A 26,659-nucleotide genomic window follows, 5' to 3' on the forward strand; every position below is an offset into this window, starting at 1 on the left:
ACTCCCTTAACTCCCTTAACTCCCTTAATTATTAAGCTATTTAGCTTTAATTGAGTTTAGTAGAGTACGGGCTTTCAAATGTATATTTGCATTATCTGGGTCTGATGAATTAGTAGCCCAAACAACATGCCCTTTTTCATTTATAAATAACGTAGTGGGTGTGCCGTGTATTCCTAGTTGTGTCGCAATTTTATCTGCTTGTATTGCGGTTTTAAATGTATAGCCTCTATTGGTTAATGCTTTGGCGGGAAAGGCGTTATCACCTTCTTTAAAACTTACAGCTATTACGTTTAAGCCCATGTCGTGTATTTTTTGAAGGGCGGGTTGTAACTTTTTGCAATAAGGGCACCATGTAGCCCAAAAGTGCAGAATATAAGGTTCGCCTAATAGGTTTTGTGTTTTTATACTTGTACCATCGGCCATGTTTAATGTTAAGGCGGGGAGTTTAGGATGGTTTAAGTCTTGAATAGGTTGCTCTGCAAATACCGCAAAACTTAAAATGGTAAGTGTTATAACTATAAAAATATGTTTCATTGTGGTGTCGTTTTTATTCTAGTTAGCAAATAAGAACGACAATATTAAGTTTTTATTTCATATTAAAAGCGTGCTGCTTGTTCAACTACAATGCCATGGCGCTGTGCAAGGCGAAGATGATCTTTATCGTAACCACCACCAATAACTGTTGCCACTGGTATGTTGTGCTCAAGGCAGCGTTTTAAAACCAAATGATCGCGTTTAGCTATCCCATCCCAACTTATATCTAATTTACCTAAGCCATCGTTTTGCCAAATATCTACACCGGCATCGTACAGTACTAAGCTTGGGTTCAGTTCTTTAAGTAAGTAGCTTAAGGTATCGTCAACAATGGCTAAGTATTCGGCATCTTGCATATGATTTGCTAAGCCAATATCTAAATCGCTAGCCGATTTCCTAAACGGGAAGTTTTTTTCGCAGTGTATTGAACAGGTATAAGCATAGGGCTGATGCGCAAGCATAGCAGCGGTACCATCACCTTGATGTACGTCTAAATCAAAAATAAGCACGTTGGTTACTTCGCCGCTATTAATCAAGGTCTGGGTGGTAAAGGCTAAGTCGTTCACCATGCAATATCCTGAGCCAAAATCAAAGTGCGCATGGTGCGTGCCTCCTGCTAGGTGACAGGCTATGCCGTGTTTTAGCGCTAAGCGAGCGGTTTGTAATGTGCCCTGCGGGGCAGTAAATGTGCGCGCCATCAATTGAGCTGACCAAGGTAATCCTATACGACGCATGGCTTTATCGTCTAAGCGGTTGTTCCATAAATCGTGAATGTAGTTGTCGCAATGCACTAACTCTAAAGGCTCGGGAGAGCCTAAAACAGGTTGTGTGAGGTTATTACCAATTAAGCCTAGTTTTTTAACGTGTGCGTATAGATTAGAAAACTTACTCATTGCAAAGCGGTGCTTAGGATCAAAACTAAACGAGTAGTTTGGATGGTACACTAACGGTAAATGAGGGTTTAGAGTCATATTCACACAGGCTATAAAGTTTCCCCTATGGTAATCAACTCCCCTCAAAGTGTCTATTATTGCGAGTCGTGAATAAGCATGGCTAATTCGCGGTGAAGTAATTCATCGTCCGCTAAGTTGAGTTCAATGAGTCTTTTTAGATAGGTAATGCTATCAATATCAATATGCTTACACTTTAAACCAATGTGATTGGCTTCTATATGGCAAATCGTTGTCTCCATTTTTATTTCAATTTCGCTGTCGGGTAAAATAAAACGCAGTATGGCATCATTCTCTATTTGATCATTTAACACATCACATTTACTGACTAACGCGCCGTGCAATGAAATATCAAGCAAGGTACATGGGTACTCATTTTCTTGAAAAATTATGTGCGCATCGGTTGAAAATAAAATACGTGAAAATTGACGACGTTCTTGCATGACTCTGCCTTATTGTTTTTTTAGTAATATCAATAGCATTAAATTAGTGTTCAGTAATAGTGCGAATAAAACAACTCATTAACAATCACTAAAATTACGGCATATGGTTGTTCTATGTGAATAATTTTTTATTTAGTTAGCGAGTGATTCAACATCAATCAAATACATAATATTTTTAAATAAAATTGGTATAAGCATAGCTTTAAATTACACAGTTGCTAGCTACAAACACACATAGTTTATTTAAGGCATAAAAAACCCTGCGTAAAGCAGGGTTTTAAAGGTATTTCAGTTAATTTAGCAATTAACCAATTTTTTTGTATTTTATACGCTTAGGTTGTGCAGCTTCTGCACCGTAGGTCTTTTTGAGCCACTCTTCATATTCAGTATAGTTACCATCGAAAAAGTTAATTTGTCCTTCGTCGCGGTAATCTAAAATGTGTGTGGCAATACGGTCAAGGAACCAACGGTCATGCGATATACACATTACACAGCCTGGGAATTCTAAAATAGCATTCTCAAGTGCACGTAATGTTTCAACGTCCAAGTCATTGGTTGGCTCATCCAGTAGCACTACGTTACCACCGGCTTTTAATAATTTAGCAAGGTGTAAACGGTTACGCTCACCGCCCGATAAGTCTTTTACAAACTTTTGCTGATCGTTACCTTTAAAGTTAAAACGGCTAACGTAAGCACGGCTTGGGAATTCAAAGTTACCAATTTTTAAAACGTCTTGTCCGTCAGATATTTCTTGAAAAACTGTTTTGCTTTCGTCCATATCGTCGCGGAACTGATCAACCGTTGCTAGTTGTACGGTTTCACCAACGTTAACACTACCGCTATCTGGCTGCTCTTCGCCACTTAACATTTTAAATAGTGTAGATTTACCCGCGCCGTTGGCACCAATAATGCCCACAATAGCGCCTTTAGGCATTGTAAAGCTTAAGTCGTCTATTAATACGCGGTCGCCAAAGCTTTTACGTAAGTTAGTAACTTCTAATACTTGGTCGCCTAAACGTGGGCCTGGTGGAATAAATAGCTCGTTTGTTTCGTTACGTTTTTGGTAATCTGATTGTTGTAGCTCGCTAAACTGCGCCATACGTGCTTTAGACTTAGCCTGACGACCTTTAGGGTTTGAACGCACCCATTCAAGTTCTTGCGCAATTGATTTTTGACGTGCTTTTTCAGATTTTTGTTCTTGCTGTAAGCGCGCGTCTTTTTGTTCAAGCCAAGAAGAGTAGTTACCTTCCCATGGAATACCTTCACCACGGTCAAGCTCTAATATCCAGCCAGCAACATTATCAAGGAAGTAACGGTCATGCGTTACTGCCACAACAGTGCCTTCGTAGTCATGTAAGAAGCGCTCTAACCATGCAACCGACTCAGCATCCAAGTGGTTAGTTGGTTCATCAAGAATAAGCATATCTGGTTTTTCTAGTAACAAACGACAAATAGCAACACGGCGGCGTTCACCACCTGAAAGGTGCTCAATTTTAGCATCCCACTCAGGTAAGCGAAGTGCATCGGCAGCGCGCTCTAGTACGTTATCGATATTATGACCATCGTGCGCTTGAATAACTGCTTCTAATTCACCTTGTTCTTTAGCCAGTGCGTCAAAGTCAGCACCTTCCATTGCGTACTCGTTGTACACCTCGTCAAGGCGATTAAGGGCGTGTTTTACTTCGCCAACAGCTTCTTCAACTATTTCTCGTACTGTTTTGCTTTCGTCTAGTACTGGCTCTTGTGGTAAGTAACCAATTTTAGTACCAGGCTGAGGACGTGCCTCACCTTCAAAGTCTTGGTCAACACCGGCCATAATACGTAGCAATGATGATTTACCAGAACCATTTAAACCAAGCACACCAATTTTGGCGCCAGGAAAAAAGTGCAACGAAATATCTTTTAAAATTGTACGCTTAGGCGGCACAACTTTAGATACTCGACTCATCGAGAAAATAAACTTATCAGGTAAAACCATGGAGGAAAGCCTTCAAATAATAATAAAAATTTTAATGTTGTATTGTAGTTGTTGAGAGGTGAAACAGTCAACGAATGGCGAGTGGGAATATATCTTTATCGTTTTATCTCGTTAAATGTATAGTTTTATTTGGGTGTGCTAACGTATTTAAACCATAGTAAAAATAAGAAAAACCCATGACTATACAAAAAGTAATAACAATGTTGGCTTTGCTTACGTTATTTACCACAAACCCCAAAGCTAGCGCAGTCGATTCTCCTTGGCCCGAAATAAGAAAACAAAGAATAAATAAACTCCTGCCAAACGCTTTAAAAGCAGCTAAGGTAGATGCTTGGCTTATTGTTTGTAGAGAAAATAACAACGACCCATTGGCTGAGCATATTGGCTGTGAAAACGCAGGTTCGCCAGCGGCATATTTATTTTATTTTAATAAAGGGGCGTTTCATTCGGTAGCATACTCACCTTCAAGCGAAGCAAAAGCACTCGACGAGCTAAACATACATGAAAAAGTGATCTCGGTGCCACGCAGTGTGTCTGCGTTAAAATACGCGGCTGAGTTTATAAAAAAACAACCCTTTGAGCGTGTAGCAATAAATGTCTCTGATCTTAATGCACAGGCAGATGGGTTATCGCACTCGCAATACAAGCAATTAGCTAACTTATTAGGCGCAAAGCAAACAGCAAAGCTCGTATCTTCTGAAGAAGTCGTTTATCAATGGCTTTCAATTAAGTTACCTGCTGAAGTTAAAATAATGAAAGAGGCCGCAATGCTTTCAGCAACGTGGCAAATAGAGGCTTATAAAACTATTATTCCGGGTAAAACCACCGATGCCGATGTAGCTAAATTTTTAAAAGCTAAAATGAAAGCACGAGGTGTAACCGATGCATGGGCTGCCGATCAAAATCCTAACGTAAATTCAGGTCCCGATCGCGGGCATTCGCATTCTACAAATAAAGTCATTATGCCGGGCGACGTAATTCAAATTGATTTTGGCGTAAAGCTCTACAATCGCTGGGTAAGTGACATTCAGCGTTTTGCTTATGTACTTAAAGAAGGGGAAACCTCTGCACCAGCCAACATTCAGCAATATTGGATTAATGCCCGAGATAGCGGTTTTGCCGCATTTAATGCAATGAAACCCGGCGTAAAGGGTATAGACGTGGATCAAGCTCAAACCGTATTAATGAATAAATACAACTCAGAGCCTGTGCCATGGAGTACCGGCCATCCAGTAGGGTATGTTGCACACGATACCGGGCCCAATTTAGGTGGCTCTCGCAGTGCCCAAGTAAGGCCTGCTGCTCATCGTAAACTTAAAGAAGGAATGGTGTTTGCTTTTGATGGTTTTTTTAGTTGGCCTTTAAACAACACCGAGTTTAAAACCATTTCGGTTGAAGAAATGGCTGTAATTACCAAAAACGGCGCTGAGTATTTAATTCCCCCTCAGCAAAATTTAATATTAGTGGGCAATAATTAGTTCATTATTTTAAATGCAGTGAGTTAAGCCTCTTTTTAAGGGGGTGACTCATTGCTTGCCACATACTTAAGTAATAATGAATAAATTCATTTAGACATCTATACATCTAGAGGTTGATATTTTTTGCTTTCAGTTCATAATTAGCACAAGTTTTTATGAGTAGGAGTTAAAAATATGCCAATTACCGTAAAGGATGAGCTTCCAGCCATTGCACGTTTGCGCCAAGAAAACGTATTCGTCATGCCAAAAAGCCGTGCAAAAACGCAAGAAATCCGCCCAATGCGTTTGGCTATATTAAACTTAATGCCTAATAAAGTAGAAACCGAAGTACAGTTTATTCGCTTACTTGCAAATTCTCCTTTGCAAGTAAACGTAGAGCTGCTGCGCCTAGACACTCACCGCAGCAGTAATAACTCAGAAGAACACCTAGATACCTTTTACCGCTATTTTTCAGAGGTAAAAAATAACAACTACGATGCGCTTATTGTTACAGGCGCACCGCTTGCGCATTTAGAGTATGAAGATGTTGCCTACTGGGAAGAGCTTAAAGTCATTATTGATTGGGCAGAGCAACACGTTACCTCTACGTTGTTTTCGTGTTGGGCGGCTCATGCAGCGCTATTCCATAGCTACAATTTAAAGCGCGACTTAAAACCCAATAAGCTGTGTGGCGTATTTACTCACCAATGCCATTTTAAACACGGGGCATTAACCCGCGGTTTTGACGATACCTTTTTAGTCCCACACTCACGTTATGGGCACATTGACATAAAAAAAATAAATGCGTGTGACGATCTCGTTGTATTAGCAGGCTCTGAGCGAGTGGGTGCTTACTTATTAAAAAACAAATCGGGTAGCCAAGTATTTATAACAGGCCACCCAGAATACGATGCCGACACCCTAAAAGGGGAGTACGAGCGTGATTTACAAAAAAGCCCAGATGCGCCAAAACCTGAAAACTATTTTCCCGATGATGATGCAAGCAAGCAACCGTCAAAAACGTGGCAAAGCCATGCTTTTTTACTTTTTTCGAACTGGTTAAATTACTACGTGTATCAAACCACACCGTATGATATTAATTTAGTTAGCCAAGATGTGAGGACTAACAACTATGCCGAATAATACAGCCGCCAACAAACAAGCCGAACTAAGTGAAGCGCTTAAAGAGCGTATTTTAATTTTAGACGGCGCTATGGGCACTATGATCCAAACTCATAAACTTGAAGAAGAAGACTACCGAGGCGAGCGTTTTAAAGATTGGCACGTACTAATTAAAGGTAATAACGATTTATTAAGCCTCACTAAGCCAGAGTTAATAACCGATATACACCGCGGCTTTTTAACTGCCGGTGCAGATATTATTGAAACCAATACCTTTAACTCAACCACCATTTCGATGGAAGATTACGACATGGCAAGTATAAGCCGTGAGGTAAACCTAGAGTCGGCCAAACTCGCGCGCGCAATATGTGACGAGTTCACCGCTAAAAATCCAGAAAAACCACGCTATGTAGCCGGTGTTTTAGGGCCAACATCTAAAACCTGTTCTATCTCGCCAGATGTAAACGACCCAGGTTACCGTAACGTAACGTTTGATAAGCTGGTTACTGCGTATGTAGAGTCTACCCTTGCATTAATGGAAGGCGGCGCTGATTTAATACTTATTGAAACCATATTCGACACCCTAAATGCAAAAGCCGCCTCATTCGCAGTTGAAGAAGCATTTGAGCAAGCCGGGCGCACATTACCCGTAATGATCTCGGGCACAATTACCGATGCCTCAGGGCGAACGCTTTCGGGGCAAACAACCGAAGCATTTTATAACTCTATTCGCCATATTAAGCCTATTTCAATTGGCCTTAACTGTGCCCTTGGGCCAGATTTACTGCGCCAATACGTAGAAGAGCTTTCGCGGGTATGCGAAACATTTACCTCAGTACACCCAAATGCCGGTTTGCCTAACGAATTTGGTGAGTACGACCTAGAGGCTCCTGAAATGGCAGCCGAGATTATAGATTGGGGCAAATCGGGCTTTATTAATATTGTGGGTGGTTGCTGTGGTACAACGCCTGAGCATATTCGTGCATTTGCTAAAGGGCTTGAAGGGGTAAAACCTCGCGCATTGCCAGAGCTTGATGTTCGCATGCGTTTATCAGGCCTTGAAGCCTGTAACTTAAATTAAGGAGCCGCCAATGACACAGCAAATTGCAGTATTTACCAATGTTGGCGAGCGTACCAACGTCACCGGTTCTGCCATGTTTAAACGCTTAATCATGGAAGAAGATTACGAGACCGCCCTGAATGTTGCCCGCGAACAAGTAGAAAACGGCGCCCAAGTTATAGATATAAACATGGATGAAGCCATGTTGGACTCAAAAGCGGCCATGGTTAAGTTTTTAAACTTAATTGCCTCAGAGCCTGATATTTCTAAAGTGCCTATTATGGTCGACTCCTCTAAATGGGAAGTAATAGAAGCAGGCTTAAAGTGTATTCAAGGCAAGGCTATTGTTAACTCAATATCGCTTAAAGAAGGGGAGGAGCCGTTTAAACACCAAGCTAAAATTATTAAACGTTTTGGTGCAGCTGCTGTTGTTATGGCGTTTGATACCGACGGCCAAGCCGACACCGCAGACCGCAAATACGAAATATGTGAGCGCAGCTACAAAATATTAGTAGAAGAGATTGGCTTCCCGCCGGAAGATATCATATTCGACCCTAATATATTTGCCGTGGCCACCGGTATAGAAGAGCACGACAACTACGCAGTAGAATTTATAGAAGGCACACGCCGCATTAAGCAAAACTTACCGCACTGTAAAGTGTCGGGCGGGGTGTCTAATGTCTCGTTTTCGTTTAGGGGTAATAACCCTGTACGCGAGGCCATTCACTCAGTGTTTTTATACCACGCGATAAAAGCGGGCATGGACATGGGTATTGTAAACGCAGGTCAGCTTGCGGTTTACGACGATATCCCCGAGGAACTTCGTAAAGCCGTAGAAGACGTAATACTTAACACCGACTCCGGTGCAGGTGAGCGTTTAGTAGAGCTTGCACCTAAATATTCGGGTATGGCACAAGCTGAGCGGGTAGAAGATTTAGAATGGCGCACATGGCCTGTTGAAAAACGCCTAGAACACGCTCTAGTAAAAGGTATAACCACCTTTATAGATGAAGACACAGAAGAATGCCGCGCAGCTGCCGATAAACCTATTCATGTGATTGAAGGGCCATTAATGGATGGCATGAACGTGGTAGGGGATTTATTTGGCGCAGGTAAAATGTTTTTACCGCAAGTTGTTAAATCGGCCCGCGTTATGAAGCGCGCAGTGGCTTACCTAGACCCATTTATTGAAGCCGAAAAAGAAGAAGGCGCAACTAACGGTAAAGTGGTTATGGCCACCGTAAAAGGCGACGTGCACGACATAGGTAAAAACATTGTAGGCGTAGTACTGCAATGTAATAACTACGAAGTAATCGACTTAGGTGTAATGGTACCTGCCGAAAAAATACTGCAAACAGCCATTGACGAAAAAGCCGACATAATCGGCCTTTCGGGTTTAATTACCCCATCGCTTGACGAAATGGTACACGTAGCCAAAGAAATGACCCGCCGAGGTTTTGAACTCCCACTTATGATTGGCGGCGCAACAACCTCTAAAGCGCATACAGCAGTTAAAATTGAACCACAATACGACAAAGGCGTAGTGTACGTAAATAACGCCAGCCGTGCAGTGGGTGTGGTATCAAGCTTGCTATCTAAGGAGCTAAAACCTGCCTTTTTAGAAAAAACTAAAGCCGAGTACGTAAAAGTACGCGAGCAACAAGCGCGCAAAAAGCCGCGCTCAAAGCCAGTTACCATTCAGCGTGCTCGCGATAACGCAGCACAACTTGATTGGGATAACTACACGCCACCAGTGCCTAAAAAGCTGGGCGTGACTGAGTTTAAAAATGTATCAATAGCCACGTTGCGTAAGTATATAGATTGGACCCCATACTTTATGACGTGGTCAATCGCTGGTAAATACCCGCGCATAATGGACGACGAAGTCGTTGGCGAACAAGCACAAAGCTTATTTAAAGACGCTAACGACATGCTCGACGACCTCGAAAAGTCAGGTACTTTGCAACCTTTAGGTGTAATAGGTTTATTCCCTGCAAACCGCGTGGGCGATGACATAGAAATTTACACCGACGAAACCCGCAAAGAGCTGTTAACTACCTCATGCCATTTACGCCAGCAAACCGAAAAAACTGACTTTGCTAACTATTGCTTAGCCGACTACATTGCGCCAAAAGGCACACCTGATTACTTTGGCGCGTTTGCAGTAACGGGCGGTTTAGAAGAAGACGACTTAGCTAATGCGTTCGACGCACAGCAAGACGACTACAATAAAATAATGATAAAAGCGGTTGCCGACAGGCTCGCAGAAGCGTTTGCTGAATACCTGCACGAACAAGTGCGTAAAGAGTATTGGGGTTACGCACCCGATGAAAACCTGGGTAACGATGAGCTAATTCGCGAAAACTACCAAGGCATTCGCCCAGCGCCGGGTTACCCTGCGTGCCCAGAGCACACCGAGAAAAAGAAAATTTGGCAGTTACTCGATACCGAAAAACGCATTGGCATGCAGCTCACCAGCTCATATGCAATGTGGCCAGGGGCTGCTGTTTCGGGCTGGTATTTCTCACACCCAGAGGCAAAATACTACGCCGTAGCCGCTGTGCAAAAGGATCAGGTAGAAGACTACGCCAAGCGAACTAATATGACGCTCGCAGAGGCCGAAAGGTGGCTATCGCCGAACTTGGGGTATGAGCCGGAATCATAGCGAAGTGGTTGAATAGTGAAGCGGTTAGTTTTTAGCTGTCAGCTATCAGTAAAAGAAAAACGAGCCAAATTAGGCTCGTTTTTTATTACGTAGCACTATCTAATATCTTTTCAAATTTAGGTAATTACTTGTTTACAATAAGTTTATTAAGTGAAATTATTGGTTGAGGAAATGGAAACCATTTTGAAGGAACCTCAAATGGTATTTGATAAGCTGTTTATACTTTATTAATAAGGGATATTATGACTAAAGAAACTATTCAACTAAATAAAACTAAACATGAATTTAGTTTTTCGACTCTGGGTTTTTTCGTAAAGCTTTTTCTGGTCGGACTTTGCGTTTTGTCACTAATTCTTGCTTCTGGAATGGTATTTATTGTTCTCAAAAAAGGGAGTGTACATCCATTTGCGCTAGTTTTGGCAGTACTTGGCCTTTGTAGTTATGCTTTTTGGCATTTATGGGCTGTATCTAAGAGAAAAGTTAATCAAATAACTACTTTAGCCATACTCAATTTATTAATAGGTGGGAATATTGCAGGCTGCGTAATAATGTTTTTTATTCGCCAATCTGCAGTTAAAGAAAGAGCTTTAATAAACAAAGAAAAGCTTTAAATACTGGTTTTTTATCTCAACCTCAATTAACGTCATTTGGTTAATTGCCTGTTTAAGTTTAAATAATTTAAAGGAATAAAATGAAATTTATACTCTGCATTATGATATGGGTTGCAAGCTCATTATTGGCATACGCTCAGCCTATAGAAACAGTCACTGCACAAAATGAGCAAAGTGAAAAAATTATGCTATAAACTAAAAAGGTCAATGAGTTAGAAAGTAAGTTATCGAGCTTGTCTTACGACACAGAAAAGTTAGAAGAGGAATTTAATCGTAGTGCATTGGCTGTATTCTTTTTTGCTTTTTTCAGTGCTTGGTGGGCTAAATCTACAGGTCGAAGTGCTTTACTTTGGTTTGTTCTTGGCATTTTCTTTAATTTTATTACCGCTATTGTAATCGTTTGTAAAACCGAACGAGGCATAAAAAAATAGCTATAGCTTAATCCCTCAGCTAATCAAGATATTTTAGGATGACTGCTTAGTTCTTTTAGTAAACTAAAAAGGCAATTTTATGAAAACGATTGGCATGCTTGGTGGTATGAGTTGGGAGTCAACCACTAGTTATTACAAAGCGTTAAACTTGGGTGTAAAAAATGCGTTGGGTGGGCTACATAGTGCCAAAGTTTTTATGATGAGTGTTGATTTTGCCGAAATTGAAACGCTGCAGCATCAAGGTGATTGGCAACAAACAGCTAAGTTACTTACCGAGGCGGCTAAATCGGTAGAGGCTGGTGGGGCTGATTTTTTACTTATTTGCACAAACACCATGCACAAAGTGGCTGACCATATCGCCAGCAATATCAGCATTCCTATTTTGCATATTGCCGATGCTACCGCAGATCAGTTAAAACATGATAAAATAACGCGAGTAGGGTTGCTGGGCACGCAATTTACAATGGAGCAAAACTTTTACAAAGGGCGGTTAACCAATAAGCATAACATTGAAGTGTTAATACCCGAGCCTAATGAGCGAGAGCGTGTTCACGACATAATTTACAATCAGTTATGCCAAGGTATTATTAATGATGAAGCCCGAGCTGAGTTTATAAATATTATTGAGCGTATGTTTGAAAAAGGCGCACAGGCTATTGTTTTAGGCTGTACTGAAATCGCTTTATTAGTAGAGCCGCAACATACAACCGTGCCCCTTTACGATACCACCCAAATTCATGCACAGGCCGCGGTTAAATTAGCACTAACTAAATAACTGACATTTAGTTTATACATAAAACCGCCATAGGGCGGTTTTTATATTTAGCGACTTGCCAATGCTTATTAAAGGCACTTATCGATAAAAATTTCAATAAACCAATCCTAAGTGGTAGGCTAAAAAAGTAGCAAGTATTTAAACCGTTCTCGCGCAACAAGGAATTCCTTTAAAGCGCTTTGCCAAGGAGTTTAGTATGATCACGCTTACCATTAATGGTAATAAACATGAGTTTTCTGGCGATCCGTCAACGCCAGTATTATGGTACCTCCGAGATGAATTAAATTTAACAGGGCCTAAATTTGGCTGTGGTATGGCGCAGTGTGGTGCGTGCACCATACACATTGATGGCGTAGCGCAGCGCTCGTGCATATTACCTGTATCGGCTGTGGCTGGGCGTGCTATTACCTCTATTGAAGGGTTAAGCGAGCAAGGCGACCACCCCGTGCAAAAAGCGTGGGTTGAGCATAAAGTGCCGCAGTGTGGCTTTTGTCAGTGCGGACAAATAATGCAAGCGGCAAGCTTATTAGCAGCTAACCCGAACCCCACTGATGATGAAATAGTGAGTAATATGTCGGGCAATATTTGCCGTTGTGGTACGTATCCGCGTATTCATAAAGCGATTAAGTCGGCGGCTAAAACCATGGCGGGCGTTGAGTATTTTGACCCAAATGAACAAGGGGAAGAGGTATGAAAAACGACAATACGTACTTTGACCTAAACCGCCGCCAATTTTTAAAAACCAGCGCAATAGGCGCATTAGTATTAGGCACTTATTTTGTAGGCAGTGCACCAAGAGCGTTTGCTGGCGTGTTAGAACAACCCTCTGAGCAAGCAAAGCGCGCTAACTTATTTATAGCTCTGCGCCCCGATGGCATGGTTGAAATAACCTGCCACCGCTCTGAAATGGGCCAGCAAATTCGTACAGCCATTGCCCAAATTGTGGCAGACGAAATGGAAGCCGCGTGGGATAAAGTGGTTGTTATTCAAGGTAAGGGCGACCCTAAATATGGGGATCAAAATACCGATGGCTCGCGCAGTATTCGCTACAACATGCAGCGCCTGCGCGAAATGGGCGCAAGCGTACGTTATATGATGCAGCATGCAGCTGCTAAATATTGGAACGTTGAGCCGCAAACCTGTACAGCCAATCAACACGTGGTTACTCACAGCTCGGGTAAAACCTTGGCTTATAAAGACCTAATCGACCTCGCGCTTGGTATTACCCCGCCAGAGCCTGACAAGTTAACACTTAAAACACGTAAAGAATGGCGTTATATAAATACAGGTATGGCGCACATAGATTTAACCGATTTAGTAACCGGTAAAGCGACATTTGCTGCCGATGTACGCGAACCAAAAGCGCTGGTGGCTATTATTGAGCGCCCGCCGGTAGTTGGTGGTGTGGTTAAATCGTTTGATGCTAGTGCCGCTAAAGCAATAAATGGCGTAGTTGATGTTATTGAAATGCCTGTACCAAAAGGTGCACCGCAATTTCAGCCAAAAGGCGGCATTGCTATTGTTGCTAAAAATACCTGGGCTGCATGGCAGGCGCGTAAAGCACTAAAAGTAGTGTGGGATGATGGTAAAAACGGCGATTATAATTCAGAAAACTTTAAAAAGTCGTTATTACAATCAGTGAGTGAGCCGCAAGCGCATGTGCGCGAAAAAGGCGATACCACCAGCGTATTGGCTAAATCGAGCAATAAGTTAGTAGCTGACTACTATGCGCCGCACCTAGCTCAAGCACCAATGGAACCACCTTGTGCCACTGCAATGTACAATAAAGACCGCGTTGATATTTGGGCTGCAACACAAAACCCACAAGCCGATATGAAAACTGTGGCCGCACTACTTGGTATGGACGAGAGTAAAATTAACGTACATGTCACCATGTTAGGTGGCGGGTTTGGGCGTAAATCAAAACCTGATTTTTCGGCAGAAGCTGCTTACATTTCAATGAAAGTAGGACAACCTATTCGCGTTCAATGGACGCGAGAGGATGATATTCAGCACAGTTTTTATCATGCGGTATCGGCTCAACATATTGAAGCGTCATTAGATGAAAAAGGTAATATTGAAGCTTACTTACATCGCACGGCGTTTTCGCCAATTATGTCGACCTTTCAAGAAGGGGCAACATCGCCTGCAGGTTTTGAACTGCGTTTAGGCTTTACCGATAACCCTATAAACTCACCTAACTTAAAGTTAGAAAATGGCGAAGCACCCGCTAAAACAAGAGTTGGCTGGATGCGCTCGGTATCAAATATTTTTCATGCTTTTGCTATTCAGTCATTTATTGCTGAAGCGGCGCACAAAGCAGGGCGCGACCAAAAAGACTATTTACTTGAAACCATCGGCCCTGATCGTATTTTAGATGTAACCGAGCAAAATGCCTCGTACGATAATTATGGCGCCGATAAAGACGTTTACCCTTTAGATATTGGTAAGTTACGCCATGTTATTGAAAAAGTAGCTGAGATAAGTAAATGGGGCCGAGAGCTTCCAAAAGGGCGCGGGTTAGGCATTGCAGCGCACCGCAGCTTTTTAACGTATGTTGCAACGGTGGTTGAGGTAGAAGTTTCTGATGCTGGTGATTTGAACGTGATTAAATCGTGGGTGGCTATTGATGCGGGTACGGTTGTAAACACCGATACCGTTAAAAACCAAACGCAAGGTGGCTCTATTTACGGTATTACCACTGCAATTAGCGATGGTATTACTTTTGATAAAGGCCGCGTACAGCAAAGTAACTTTCATGATTACCGCGTGCCGCGTATGAGCGATTCACCTTTAGAGGTAGAAGTAGAAATAATACAAAGTGATGCACCACCAGCAGGTGTAGGCGAGCCCGCAACACCTGTTTATGCACCCGCATTGTGTAACGCTATTTTTGCCGCTTGTGGTAAGCGCATTAGGCAACTGCCTATAGGTAACCAATTAAAAGCGTAAATAGCGTACTTTTTAGCCGTTAAACAAAAAAACCGCCAAATGGCGGTTTTTTTAGAAGTTAGCGATTAGTGAGTTTTTTCAAACTCATCTACTTCACGCTCTGCTTCTTCTTTAGATTTACCATACTGCTGCTGGATTTTACCCACTAGCTCTGTACGGCTACCTTCAATTTTGTCTAAATCGTCGTCAGTAAGATCGCCCCATTTTTGTTGCGCCTTACCTTTAAGTTCGTTCCAATTACCTTTCATACGATCGCTGTTCATAAGTTTCTCCTTACTTAGATTTATTTAACGTTCACTATAAAAGGAGCAAGGCGTGTACCAATAAGTTAAATTTAAATTTTGTATTTATAATCATGGTGTTATGTTTTTATTGAGGCAGTAATAATTAATATAGCGCGCATGTCCTTAAAAAATGTACAGAGCGGTCTGTAATTATTTCTGATTATGATGCCTTTTATAACCACACAGCTTTTGCGGCGCGTTTATTTTTGGTTTTTGTTACAATGCATACAAAGCAATTTTGGGTAAATAGCAGTGCTGCCGGTTCAAAACATATATCAACAACTTCTAACTACATTACAAAGTAACCCCATAACGTTATTACAAGCACCGCCTGGTGCGGGTAAATCAACCTGGTTGCCGCTACAGCTTATGCGCAACGGCCATTTTAAACGTATTGTAATGCTTGAGCCGCGCCGCTTAGCAGCACGCAATATTGCCAATTACCTAGCACAGTGCCAAAACGAAAAAGTGGGGCAGAGTGTTGGTTTGCGAGTACGTGGTGAAAGCAAAGTAAGTAGTAATACGCGCCTTGAAATAGTCACCGAGGGCATGCTTACCCGCATGCTACAAAACGACCCCGAATTAAGCGACATTGATTTACTGATTTTTGATGAATTTCATGAGCGCTCAATTGCGGCCGACACTTCACTGGCCTTTGCTTTAGAGGCCCAAAGTGCGCTGCGCGAAGATTTAACCATACTACTTATGTCGGCCACCCTTGATACCGAGCGCTATACGCAGTTTTTTGATTGCCCGGTTATACAATCAAGCGGGCGAAGTTACCCCATAGACGAAGTATACATACCAATAAAAGATGAAAGTCGCTGGTTAGATGCTATTCCCTCTTTAATAAAACAAGCACTAAACGAGCAAAGCGGTAGTGCGCTGGTGTTCTTGCCCGGGCAATCTGAAATAGTACGCGTACAACAGGCCCTTAATGATTTACCAAGTAATTGCTTAGTTGCCACATTATTTGGCGAACAAGATAAAGCCAATCAGCAAGCGGCGATTGCTCCTGCGCCTGAGGGCATGCGCAAAGTTGTGCTTACCACCAATGTAGCCGAAACCAGCTTAACCATTGAAGGCATTCGCATTGTTATTGATAGCGGTAAACGCCGCGCAGCGAGCTATAACTTAAAAACAGGCGTAACTGAGCTTACAACACAAAGTATATCGCGCTCCTCTGCCGTGCAGCGTGCAGGGCGTGCAGGGCGAATAGAACCAGGTGTGGTGTACAGGCTTGGCTCAAAGCAAACCTTTGAGCGACGTAATAGTCACGATAGCCCCGAAATACTCACCTCAGACATAAGCCAACTTATGCTGGAGGCAAAACAGTGGGGCGCAAATATTAGCGAACTCACCTTGCTTGATACGCCAACAGCGCAACAATGCGCGCAAGCGGCAAACTTACTAACCATGCTTGAAGCCATCGATTCTAAAGGCAAGCTAACCAAGTTGGGAAGCAACATGCTGGGTTTTGGGGCGGATATTCGCTTAGCGCATATGCTTTTAAAAGCGCAAGCGCTTGAGGCAGAACTCCCTGGTATTTACCGTTTAGCACTTTATTTAGTGGCGCTGCTTGAGAGCCGAATAAACAGCGCCAACGAGCTAAGCTTGGCGCTACATAGCCAACAGCAAAGGCCACACCCAGTATTTAAACAGCAGTTAAAATACTGGCAAAGCCGTTTAAAAGTAACCGACAGTAACAGTGAGCTAAACACAGAGTATTTAGGTTTGCTGGTGGCATTAGCTTACCCCGATCGCATTGCAAAAAAACGCGGTAATGGCTACTTACTTGCCAATGGTGCGGGCGCTGATTTAAACACCGATTACTGGCATAACGATGACTACCTTGCTATTGCAAGCATGGGCGGCCATAAAGGCACGCGTATTTTTGCAGCCACCGCACTTAGCCCATTTGAGCTACAAGATTACTTACCGCATTTGTTTACTACGCTTACCCGCTGTGAATTTGATGAAAAAACCGCACGCTTTATTCATCAAGACGAAGTAAAGCTCGGCGCTATTACGCTTACAAGCCAACCAAGTAAACAAAAGCTTGATAAAACCGAGCGCGCTAAAGCGTGGCTTAATTTATTTACCAAGCATGGTTTTGCATTATTTAATGAACAACCCGACGCGCAGCAATTATTAATACGCATGAGTTTAGCCAGTCAGTTTATGCCTGATACGTTCCCGGCAATAAGCGAGCAGCAACTTATTGAAACAGCTGATGATTGGTTAGGCGTATATTTACAGGATATAAAAACGCTGGAGCAGCTTAAAAAGTTTAACTACTTTGAAGCACTGCAAAATTGTTTTGACTGGACACAGCAAACAGCCTTAAAAACATTGTTACCGCTTAGGTTAACGGTACCGAGTGGCTCAAATATAAAAATTAATTACCAGTTAGATGGCCCCGCAAAGTTAAGTGTGCGCATGCAAGAAGTGTATGGTTTAACAAGTACACCAATGCTTGCAAATGGCAAGCTGCCACTGCTTATGGAATTACTCTCGCCAGGTAAGCGCTCTTTACAACTTACGCAAGATCTAGCGCACTTCTGGGCTAGTAGTTATCGCGATGTACAAAAAGAAATGAAAGGACGTTATCCCAAGCATTTTTGGCCAGATGACCCAGCCAACAGCGCGGCAACCAATAGAGTAAAAAGCAAAATGTAGGTTTATTAACTTAAAAATATTTGTTTTATTTTTGAGCATATGAATATAGTGTACCTATAAATAAATCAATACTTTTAACTACAAGGAAGAAGTGATGAAACGACTATTCACATTAGGTTTGCTATTAGTGAGTACCTTTTCGGTTGATGCTGAAGAGGCACTGGACTTAAACAAATTTGCACAGCATTATTACAGCGCCATGACCGCAACGCAAGCGCCTAACGCAAGTGAAAAAGAGCTTGAAGCCTACCTTAGCTTATTAACGGACGATGTTGGCAGTCAGCACATACCGTATCAAGTAGATGACTCTCGCACTGCCGATGGCAAAAAACTAATGCGCAAAGGCATGAGCTTTTACTTAGGCGCGCATACCCACTATGAAAGTGAGCTACTCAATACTTTTATATTTAACGATAGCGGTTTTGCGATTCGTTATAAAAACCACGCTAAGGGCATTCACCCACAAAGTAAGCAGCCAATAGAGTACACATCAGTAATGATGGAAGTAATAGAAGTTGAAAACGGTAAAGTGGCGATGATCCGTAAATATCATGAATAAAACCATGCATTTACTTTTTATTAATTAGCGCCTTTGAAAGTAGGGGTATTGATAAAAATATACTACGCTTTAATTATAAACTAGTACGTTATAGCTTTAGGTGTAGTAGATGCATGATTTAAAAATCAATATTCTTATTATTGATGACGACGAACTGCTGTTACGTGCGTTAATACGCACGCTTAACCGTTTATGCCCCAGTGCTCATGTGTGCACAGTTCAAGTTGCTACTCAATTTGAACAGCAAATAAATAACAACGCCTTACCTGATATTATTTTTTGTGATTCGATGATGCAACTTCCCACGGGGAAAAACGTTTTAGAACAAGCTAAAGAGCTCTGTCCATCTGCGCTAAGGTGTTTATTAACAGGTGATATGAGTGGAAATTACCAGCTACAATTAAATAATGTAATCCATTTTCACCTAGTTAAGCCTTTTGCTCAGTCTCATTTAGAGAGTGTAATAAATAGTGCTGTTGTTTTAAAAACACTTCCTATTAGCGGTGAGCATCGCATTATTTTAGGGCAACTCTCTGAGCTTCCGTTTTTAGGTGAGGTAACGCAAAACCTACTCAATGAACTTAATAAAAATGAGCCTAATATTTCTATTTTAGAAAAAGATGTTAGGCACGACCCTTTACTGGCTGGTAAAGTTTTACAAATTGCTAACTCGGCTTTTATGGGGTTTGATAGTAGCACCTCAAGTGTAAAAGAAGCGATTGTAAGGATTGGCTTAATAAACCTTAGAGCAATCGTGGTTTTTTCAGAGTTATCTCATCAGTTACTTATTAAAAATAAACAAAAAGCAATTAATCACTTAATAGACAAAGGCTATAAAAAAGCAGAGTTATCGCAATCGTTAGCAAAATATATAAAGCAAGATCGCCAAACTCAATTACTCGCATGTGCTGTAGGGTTATTAAGTGTTATAGGTGAGTTAATTATAACGAGTGATCCTCATGGCGACTTAGATAACGAAGTTGTACCTAAGTTTGTGTTAAGTGCTTATTTACTGGCGCTTTGGGGGTTTGACCAAAAAATAGTCGACGCGCAATTGATTGATGAATTACCCTCAAAAAAAAGCATATCATTAACTGTGATCCACATGATTGTTGAACATGTGTTTTGCAATAATGCGTTTAACTTTAATCTTGAAGAGTTTGATTTTATAGATGACTTAGCGCTATTTCCCGACATAGAGCAATGGTGGTTAAGTAATAAATAAGGATAAAACATGAAAGGCATAATTTTTAGAGGCTTAGAGGCACTGGTTATTGAAAAGTGCGGTATGGCGGCATGGGATGAGTTACTTGAAAAAAACGCCTCTGATGGCCGTGTGTATATTTCTGCACAAAGTTACCCAGATGAAGAGATAATTGGTTTAGCCCAGGATGTAGCGACAGCCCTATCGATGACTATGCCCGAAGTATTAAAAGCATTTGGTGAGTATTTGTTTGGCCACTTAAACAGAAGCCACCCAACGGTTGCGAAAGGCTTCAATAGTTTTGCAGAGTTAATAATGGGGATTGATAAGGTCATTCATGTTGAAGTCGCTAAGCTATACCATGAACCAAACCTACCAGAAATAGAGTCTAAACTGATTGAAGATGGATTTATTTTAATGCATTACCGTTCTAAAAGGCAGTTATGTATGTGCGCAGAAGGGCTTATTTATGGTGCGGCTTCGCACTACGGTATTGATGTTTCTTTAAACCATGTTGAATGTATGCACGACGGCTGCGACAAGTGCGTTATTGAAGTGAAGTATGAGGCTTTAAATGGCTGAAGACGACTATAACTACAAAAAAGCGTATTTGCGTGAAAAAGCGGCAAGAGATCAGTTAGAAGTTTTACTTGAAGATAAAACACGTAAGTTATTTTGCGCTAATCAAGAGTTAAAAGAAAAGCTGAGCATGCTAAAAAGCCAGCAGGTAACCATAATGCAAACCGATAAAATGGCAACACTCGGTACGTTATCGGCAGGCGTAGCACATGAAATAAATAACCCGCTTGCTTATGTAATGAGTAATGTAGAAAGCATCAAGTACTTTAAACCAACACTTCATTCATTAATGCAGATATCTAAGCAGTTTATAGATAAGTCTATCTCGGCTTCAGAGCTTGAAGCACAATTGGTTAAGCTCGACCAAGAAACGAATATAGATTTTATTTTAGAAGATTTAGATGAACTGCTCGGCGACACTCATGAGGGACTTCAACGTATCGCTGCCATAGTAAATAATTTGCTTAACTTTGCCAGACCGAAAAATAACTTATTGGCTATGGCTGATATTACTGAGTCATTAAATGGTGCCATTAAGTTACTCGCCAATCAGCTAAAAAGTTGTCAGGTAGAATGTGATTATGAAGAGCTGCCATTGAGTTATTGTAATTTATCGGCAATTAACCAAGTGTTTGTAAATATATTGCTAAATGCAAAGTATGCGTGTGATTTAGTTGATGGCAAGCAAGGTCGAATAGTCATCAAGTTAATTTCAGACGAAAAAAATATTTATATTGAAATTGCAGATAATGGCTGTGGAATGGACGAGCAAACTAAAAGCCATATTTTTGAACCTTTCTATACAACAAAACCAGTAGGGAAGGGAACGGGGATGGGAATGGCCATCGTTTATAACGTGCTAAAAGAGCATAATGGTTCAATTGAGGTAGAAAGTGAGCTTGGCGAAGGTACGCTAATGCGCTGTACTATGCCAATAACATTAATGCCGGAATCATCGTTAAACTAATTATATTGGCGCAGAATAAACCCAAGCACACTTAAAAAACTATAGATTAGCGCTATTTATAAAATGAATTAAGCTACTTCACACCCTGGGGACTAATAATGACATTAAGATTTTTTGTAATAATAGGTACCTTAATCTTAATGTGCTTTGTGACTAGCTTATTGGTCAGCTATCGATACTTTTTTACGTTACCAACTATAAATGAAAACATTAAAGACTACCAAAATAGAGAGCTATTAAGCCTAGAAATTGCTTTAAACAGAGAGTTTGTTTTCTTAAAAACCATAAATTACGATTATGCGGTGTGGGATGACTCTTACGATTACATGACGAGCTTTGATAAAGACTATATTGAGTCAAATTATGTGGACGATACCTTTAAATCACTCAAAATAGATGGTGTATTTATTTACGACATGAACTTTAAACAAGTTTATGGGCATACTTTTGATTACATTCAGGAGCAATCCTTTGAGCTGCCAGAATTTGATCTAAATACTCATTTACCTAACCGTACCATCCTACCTTATAAAAAAAATACGTCAGAACGCTTCGGTTTTTTAAGAACAGAGCATGGCCCTGTTATGTTTGCATCGCACGCAATACAACGAACAAATAAAACAGGAGAGCCTGTTGGTAGTATTGTTTTTATTAAAAAAGTAAGGAAATCACAAGTTGCTATGATGGCAGAAGTAGCACAAGTAAAACTTAGCTACTCAATAATAAATGACGATAGCGCAACACAAAATTTACTTGTTTTAAATGGTGGAATCCAAAATGAGGGAATAGCCACTGAGCGACAAAGAATATTGCTAGACATAAATGGTAACCCCTTATTGACAATGAATATTGAGCATCACCATCAAAGGTTGCCTGTGTTATTTGACTTGTATTTAATTATTATTTTAATAATGTTTTTTGTAGCCTCTTTAATAGGTTTTTTTGTTGTTAATCGTTTTTTTATTACACCATTAATTAATGGTGCATCGGCAATCAATTTAATGTTACTTAAAAATGACCTTCAACCGCTTCATTTTAAAAATCAGTTTTTAGAAATGCGTGTACTTATAAATGGTTTTAATTCCTTAATAAAAGAGGTCAAAAAACAAAACGAACAACTTGAAAAAATAAGTAAAATAGACGAGTTAACGCAAATTTATAACCGACGTGCCTTTGAAGAAATTTACACATTACAGTGGCATGATGCCCACAATCAAAAAACAACGTTGGGATTAATGCTAATTGATGTTGATTACTTTAAGTTGTACAACGACTTTTATGGTCATCAAGAAGGAGATTGTGCCTTACAAGCACTATGTGGTGTTTTAAAAGAAACCGCCCAATCAAATAATGGTATAGCAGCACGCTATGGAGGTGAGGAATTTATACTGTTGTTTAACCAGCTTTCGTTTGAGCAATTTGAACTAACATCTCAACAATTACGAAAAAATGTAAATGCGCTTAAATTACCTCACAAAGGCTCTAAAGTAAGTGATGTTTTAACTATAAGTGTAGGCTGTGCTTTTGCAACGGCAAAGGCTATGGATAATGAAAGCATCACAGCCAAATCATTAATTAAAGATGCAGACGTTATGCTGTACGAGGCAAAAAACACCGGAAGAGATAGAGCCTTAATTAAATCAATATAATTAAACCACCATCGCGAATTGTTACTATTAATGCTAAAAGTTTAATACATATTACGTTGCGCTAAACTTCTTTTCCTCCATGTTGCTCGGCTAAATCATCAAGCTCGGCAATGGTATAATCGAAGCCTGTTTCGTCGTAATCATAGCTTACTTTTACGCTATCACCTCCATTAAAAAGACGTGTTTTAACATCGTTCACTGGCCAGTTTTTTAACTCATGTAAAAAACGGTTGGCCACTTGCGATGATTCAAAACGATAACTAATTTCTGTTTTCATGTGTGAGTCTCTGGCTGTTTAACCCCCGTAGTTTGTGCAATTTTGAACGTTAGTCAAGTTTCGATTACAAAAAATAAAAGGAAAAAATGTAAATTTTGTGTTTCAATTAATGCATTAAACTAAGTAGGCAATTGCTTACTTAAACCAAAATATCATGGCGATTTAACATGCATTATAAATTAGTTTTGATAGTAAGCTCAGTCTTTTTTCTTAGTGCCTGCGGTGGTTCTGGCTCAGATGATACCCCAACCGTTAATGGTAACAAGCTTCCTTCTTTAACCCTGTCGGGCTTACCCAGTGATATCACAAAAAGCCAAACTATTGAGCTAAAAGCAACAGCCAGCGATGCTGACGGCAGCATCGCAAGTGTAATTTGGCAACAAACTTCGGGGCCTACGGTGTTAAGTGAGCCAGTAAACGCAAGCTCAGTTAGCGTTAAATTGGCTGATGCACTAACTTACACGCCTTCAGAGTATGCGTTTAATGTTACCGCGACCGATAACGAAGGGGCCACTACCGTTAAAACGGTCAATTTTTTTGCCCGCAATAGCATGAATGCATTTTCTGCAGCTCGGTTGTTGCATCAAGGAAGCATGGGGCCAACGCTTGTAGAAATACAAAACGCGCAAGGCCAAAGTGAGCTGCAATGGCTTGATGCCCAACTGGCATTGCCCATTAACTATCATCGTGACTATATGGTGTTTACTAATGATGATGAAGATTTTAGGTATATAAGCCGAATAGACGCGTGGTGGAAAGCCGTAATGCAAAGCGACGATCAACTCCGCCAGCGCGTGGCCTTTGCGCTGAGTGAAATACTTGTAGTGTCTGATCTCAATAACGATTTACGCTCTCAGCCTGAGGGCATGGTGACATATTATGATTTATTGCTTACTCATGCATTTGGTAATTTTCATGATTTACTTGAGGCGGTAACTTTATCGCCAATCATGGGCACTTACCTTAGTCATTTGGGTAACGAAAAGGCTGATGATGCACTTAATATTCGCCCCGATGAAAACTATGCCCGTGAGGTTATGCAGTTATTTACTATCGGGCTTGATGAGCTAAACCAAGACGGTACCGCTAAATTAGACGCTAACGGTAATACTATTGCAACGTATGGCCAAGCAGAAATAGAAGGGTTTGCTCGTGTATTTACAGGGTGGACATTTGCAGGCAGTGAAACATTTAAGCGCAAAAGTCGTGATTATGTTGCGCCTATGCAAGCATTTGAAGAGTACCATTCACAAAAGCAAAAAACGTTATTAAACGGCGACATTATTCCCCAAGGGTATAGTGCGCAAGAGTCGTTACAACTAGCGCTTGATAATTTATTTAACCATCAAAATGTAGCGCCTTTTATCAGTAAGCAGTTAATACAACGACTAATTACATCAAACCCTACACCGCAATATGTAGAGCGAATTGCCAGTGTGTTTAATGATAATGGCGAAGGCGTTCGAGGTGATCTAGCAGCAGTAGTAAAAGCTATATATTTAGATGATGAAGCTCGTCATTATGGCAGTGTATTGAGCTACCAAGGTAAAATAAAAGAACCGCTTCTTAAAACAGTCCAATTTTGGCGAAACCTAAACGCAAGGTCACCCGAAGGTTATTACAAAACATGGAATTTAGTTGACCGATATGGGCAAGGGCCTATGCAGTCGAGTTCGGTGTTTAACTTTTTTAGACCTGACTACCAGCCTGCTCAGTTGCGAACAAATTCATTAGTGGCTCCTGAGCTACAAATAGCCGGCGATGCAACGATTATAGGCACCATGAACGAGCACTTTGCCGATTTGGTGTGGAGTACTGCCGAGGCGCACACCGATTTAAATCCAAGCGGTATTTATGTTTACATCATTAACGATATGAATACCTTGCAAAGCAATGGGGTTAACTACTTACTCGATCAATACAACGTACTGTATTTTGCAGGCTCTATGAGTAGCGACACACGCCAAGCATTATTAGATTTAGATGCTTATTTTGATGACGATCAATATCGCGAACGGGTATCGTATTTACTTTATATGATTGCTATTTCACCTGAATTTAATTTGCAGTATTAGGAGAGACATAATGAGCATTAATAGAAGGCAATTTTTGTCGTTATGTTTAAAAGGCGGTGTATCGGCAGCCGCACTGACTAGTTTGCAACTACAAGCGCTTACAGGCTCTGTTAATGCAGTTGAACTAGGCGACTACAAAGCACTAGTATGCATTTTTTTATACGGCGGTAACGATTCACTCAACATGTTGGTACCCCTTGAAGGTGAGCAGCGTAGCTTGTACGAACAAAGCCGACAAAATTTAGCTGTTGCATCGCCAATTACTTTAAATACTGCAACCCAATTTGCAGGTGGTGTAGGGTTGCACCCATCATTGTCGCCTATTCAACGTGTTTTTAATGAATCTAATTTAGCGTTTGTTGGTGGGGTGGGTACCTTGCTTGCGCCAACAAGTTATAACGATTACAAAAATAATGCAGTGGCATTACCTAAGCACTTATTTTCTCATAATGATCAGCAAGCATCTTGGATGTATGGCCGTGAAAAACAGTCGCTGAACAGTGGTTGGGGAGCACGTTTGTTAGAGCGCTTAAATCAGCAGGATCAGTTTGCTGCCAATGTGTCGTTAGATGGAACGAATCTGTGGCAAACAGGCAGCCAAACAAAAGCGTTTGCACTAAATAAAAGTGGGATTAGTCGTATAAATGCATTTGGCGGTTATCAACCACGCACAGACCACGTAACTAACATTATGAGTCGTATAATGGGCAATACTCATCATCCGCTTAGTGATGCTTATGCAAAAAGCTTTAATTCGGCTATTAACAATACTCAAACTATGAACAATGCGTTAGAGACAGCCCCAGAGCTGATAACACCATTCAGCGATTCTAGTGTTTCTCAGCAATTGGCCGCAGTGGCAAAAGCAATTAGTGTGCAGTCTACTTTAGCAACACAGCGACAAGTGTTTTTTGTTTCAATGGGCGGGTTTGACACCCACGACAACCAATTAGAAACCCACCCGCTTTTGTTAAATTCATTAGCACAAAGCTTGAGCGAGTTTAATAGCGCAATGCAAGAGCTAAATATGGCAGACAAAGTAACGACCTTTACGATGTCGGACTTTGGTAGAACGCTGACCTCAAATGGTGATGGCACCGATCATGGTTGGGCTGGCAATCAACTAGTAATGGGAGGAGCGGTTAAAGGAGGCGATATCTATGGTGAATTTTTAACGCAGCATTTAGACGGCCCGCAAGACGTTGGCAGTGGAAGGCTCATCCCAAGCGTGGCAAATGAGCAATACTTTGCCTCATTGGCGCAATGGTTTGGCGTTTCATCATCTGAATTGAGCGATATCTTTCCTAATCTGACTAACTTTGATCGCACAACATTGGACTTTTTTATGTAATTAGTTGCTAATGGTAAACCATAATCAAGCACGCGCAGTATAAGTGCTGTTTACAAA

General features: G+C 41.1%; 23 protein-coding genes. 16 read left to right on the forward strand and 7 right to left on the reverse strand.

The window, feature by feature from the left end; genetic code table 11:
- Positions 1-36: 36 nt before the first annotated feature.
- The 4 genes from RF53_RS11550 to ettA form a co-directional block, all read right to left on the reverse strand.
- Positions 37-534 (reverse strand): TlpA family protein disulfide reductase, encoded by a 498-nt coding sequence (locus RF53_RS11550; protein WP_039037743.1) that lies wholly within the window; start codon positions 532-534, stop codon positions 37-39.
- Between the two features lie 62 nt (positions 535-596).
- Positions 597-1,505 (reverse strand): histone deacetylase family protein, encoded by a 909-nt coding sequence (locus tag RF53_RS11555; protein WP_039037744.1) that lies wholly within the window; start codon positions 1,503-1,505, stop codon positions 597-599.
- Positions 1,506-1,561: 56 nt separating this feature from the next.
- Positions 1,562-1,927 carry a PilZ domain-containing protein gene (locus tag RF53_RS11560; RefSeq protein WP_008132373.1) on the reverse strand — a complete coding sequence of 122 codons (366 nt, stop codon included), beginning with the start codon at positions 1,925-1,927 and terminating at the stop codon, positions 1,562-1,564.
- A gap of 304 nt (positions 1,928-2,231) precedes the next feature.
- Positions 2,232-3,905: an energy-dependent translational throttle protein EttA gene (gene ettA / locus RF53_RS11565; protein WP_006791482.1), complete on the reverse strand. Its 1,674-nt coding sequence runs from the start codon at positions 3,903-3,905 to the stop codon at positions 2,232-2,234.
- 176 nt (positions 3,906-4,081) lie between these two features.
- On the opposite strand from ettA, the gene RF53_RS11570 reads away from it, so the two are divergent.
- The 5 genes from RF53_RS11570 (at position 4,082) to RF53_RS11590 (ending at position 10,820) form a co-directional block, all read left to right on the forward strand.
- On the forward strand, positions 4,082-5,383 hold the full coding sequence (locus tag RF53_RS11570) for a M24 family metallopeptidase (RefSeq protein ID WP_039037745.1): 1,302 nt from the start codon (positions 4,082-4,084) through the stop codon (positions 5,381-5,383).
- A gap of 174 nt (positions 5,384-5,557) precedes the next feature.
- Positions 5,558-6,505 (forward strand): homoserine O-acetyltransferase MetA, encoded by a 948-nt coding sequence (metA, locus tag RF53_RS11575; RefSeq protein WP_006791480.1) that lies wholly within the window; start codon positions 5,558-5,560, stop codon positions 6,503-6,505.
- On the forward strand, positions 6,495-7,565 hold the full coding sequence (locus RF53_RS11580; RefSeq protein WP_039037746.1) for a homocysteine S-methyltransferase family protein: 1,071 nt from the start codon (positions 6,495-6,497) through the stop codon (positions 7,563-7,565). Before metA ends, RF53_RS11580 begins: the two co-directional genes overlap by 11 nt.
- Positions 7,566-7,575: 10 nt before the next feature.
- Complete coding sequence (gene metH / locus RF53_RS11585; protein WP_039037747.1) at positions 7,576-10,209, forward strand: methionine synthase; 2,634 nt, start codon at positions 7,576-7,578, stop codon at positions 10,207-10,209.
- 242 nt (positions 10,210-10,451) lie between these two features.
- A complete protein-coding gene (locus tag RF53_RS11590; protein ID WP_039037748.1) occupies positions 10,452-10,820 on the forward strand; it encodes a hypothetical protein in 369 nt (122 codons plus the stop codon).
- A gap of 238 nt (positions 10,821-11,058) precedes the next feature.
- Here RF53_RS11590 and RF53_RS19460 read toward each other — a convergent pair whose 3' ends face one another.
- Positions 11,059-11,241: a hypothetical protein gene (locus RF53_RS19460; protein ID WP_160289077.1), complete on the reverse strand. Its 183-nt coding sequence runs from the start codon at positions 11,239-11,241 to the stop codon at positions 11,059-11,061.
- A gap of 89 nt (positions 11,242-11,330) precedes the next feature.
- Between RF53_RS19460 and RF53_RS11600 the strand changes: the two genes are divergently transcribed.
- The 3 genes from RF53_RS11600 (at position 11,331) to RF53_RS11610 (ending at position 14,978) form a co-directional block, all read left to right on the forward strand.
- Entirely contained in the window at positions 11,331-12,026 is a 696-nt protein-coding gene (locus RF53_RS11600; protein WP_039037750.1) for an aspartate/glutamate racemase family protein, read from the forward strand.
- A 196-nt stretch (positions 12,027-12,222) separates the two neighbouring features.
- The gene (locus RF53_RS11605; RefSeq protein WP_039037751.1) at positions 12,223-12,720 is read left to right on the forward strand and encodes a (2Fe-2S)-binding protein; all 498 of its coding nucleotides are present in this window, start codon (positions 12,223-12,225) and stop codon (positions 12,718-12,720) included.
- Positions 12,717-14,978 (forward strand): xanthine dehydrogenase family protein molybdopterin-binding subunit, encoded by a 2,262-nt coding sequence (locus RF53_RS11610; RefSeq protein ID WP_039037752.1) that lies wholly within the window; start codon positions 12,717-12,719, stop codon positions 14,976-14,978. The genes RF53_RS11605 and RF53_RS11610 overlap by 4 nt, the downstream gene beginning before the upstream one ends.
- A gap of 65 nt (positions 14,979-15,043) precedes the next feature.
- Here RF53_RS11610 and RF53_RS11615 read toward each other — a convergent pair whose 3' ends face one another.
- Complete coding sequence (locus tag RF53_RS11615; protein WP_002958133.1) at positions 15,044-15,241, reverse strand: CsbD family protein; 198 nt, start codon at positions 15,239-15,241, stop codon at positions 15,044-15,046.
- A gap of 273 nt (positions 15,242-15,514) precedes the next feature.
- Here RF53_RS11615 and hrpB point away from each other — a divergent pair, with 273 nt between their 5' ends.
- The 6 genes from hrpB (at position 15,515) to RF53_RS11645 (ending at position 22,899) form a co-directional block, all read left to right on the forward strand.
- Positions 15,515-17,941: an ATP-dependent helicase HrpB gene (hrpB, locus tag RF53_RS11620; protein WP_039037753.1), complete on the forward strand. Its 2,427-nt coding sequence runs from the start codon at positions 15,515-15,517 to the stop codon at positions 17,939-17,941.
- A 94-nt stretch (positions 17,942-18,035) separates the two neighbouring features.
- Positions 18,036-18,500, forward strand: coding sequence for a nuclear transport factor 2 family protein (locus tag RF53_RS11625; protein WP_039037754.1), 465 nt, complete (start codon positions 18,036-18,038; stop codon positions 18,498-18,500).
- A gap of 109 nt (positions 18,501-18,609) precedes the next feature.
- Positions 18,610-19,725, forward strand: a complete 1,116-nt coding sequence (locus RF53_RS11630; RefSeq protein WP_039037755.1) for an HDOD domain-containing protein — start codon at positions 18,610-18,612, stop codon at positions 19,723-19,725.
- 9 nt (positions 19,726-19,734) lie between these two features.
- A complete protein-coding gene (locus RF53_RS11635; protein WP_039037756.1) occupies positions 19,735-20,286 on the forward strand; it encodes a heme NO-binding domain-containing protein in 552 nt (183 codons plus the stop codon).
- The gene (locus RF53_RS11640) at positions 20,279-21,250 is read left to right on the forward strand and encodes a sensor histidine kinase (protein WP_039037757.1); all 972 of its coding nucleotides are present in this window, start codon (positions 20,279-20,281) and stop codon (positions 21,248-21,250) included. The genes RF53_RS11635 and RF53_RS11640 overlap by 8 nt, the downstream gene beginning before the upstream one ends.
- A gap of 98 nt (positions 21,251-21,348) precedes the next feature.
- A complete protein-coding gene (locus tag RF53_RS11645) occupies positions 21,349-22,899 on the forward strand; it encodes a sensor domain-containing diguanylate cyclase (protein ID WP_082014436.1) in 1,551 nt (516 codons plus the stop codon).
- Between the two features lie 61 nt (positions 22,900-22,960).
- Here the strand turns inward: RF53_RS11645 and RF53_RS11650 are convergent, their stop codons facing one another.
- Complete coding sequence (locus RF53_RS11650) at positions 22,961-23,176, reverse strand: hypothetical protein (RefSeq protein ID WP_006791468.1); 216 nt, start codon at positions 23,174-23,176, stop codon at positions 22,961-22,963.
- Positions 23,177-23,343: 167 nt separating this feature from the next.
- Here RF53_RS11650 and RF53_RS11655 point away from each other — a divergent pair, with 167 nt between their 5' ends.
- Positions 23,344-25,251, forward strand: coding sequence for a DUF1800 domain-containing protein (locus RF53_RS11655; protein ID WP_039037758.1), 1,908 nt, complete (start codon positions 23,344-23,346; stop codon positions 25,249-25,251).
- Between the two features lie 10 nt (positions 25,252-25,261).
- Positions 25,262-26,602: a DUF1501 domain-containing protein gene (locus RF53_RS11660; protein ID WP_008132340.1), complete on the forward strand. Its 1,341-nt coding sequence runs from the start codon at positions 25,262-25,264 to the stop codon at positions 26,600-26,602.
- Positions 26,603-26,659 lie beyond the last annotated feature (57 nt).

Origin of the sequence: Pseudoalteromonas sp. ECSMB14103, from assembly GCF_000813065.1 — a bacterium.
Taxonomy (GTDB): domain Bacteria; phylum Pseudomonadota; class Gammaproteobacteria; order Enterobacterales; family Alteromonadaceae; genus Pseudoalteromonas; species Pseudoalteromonas marina.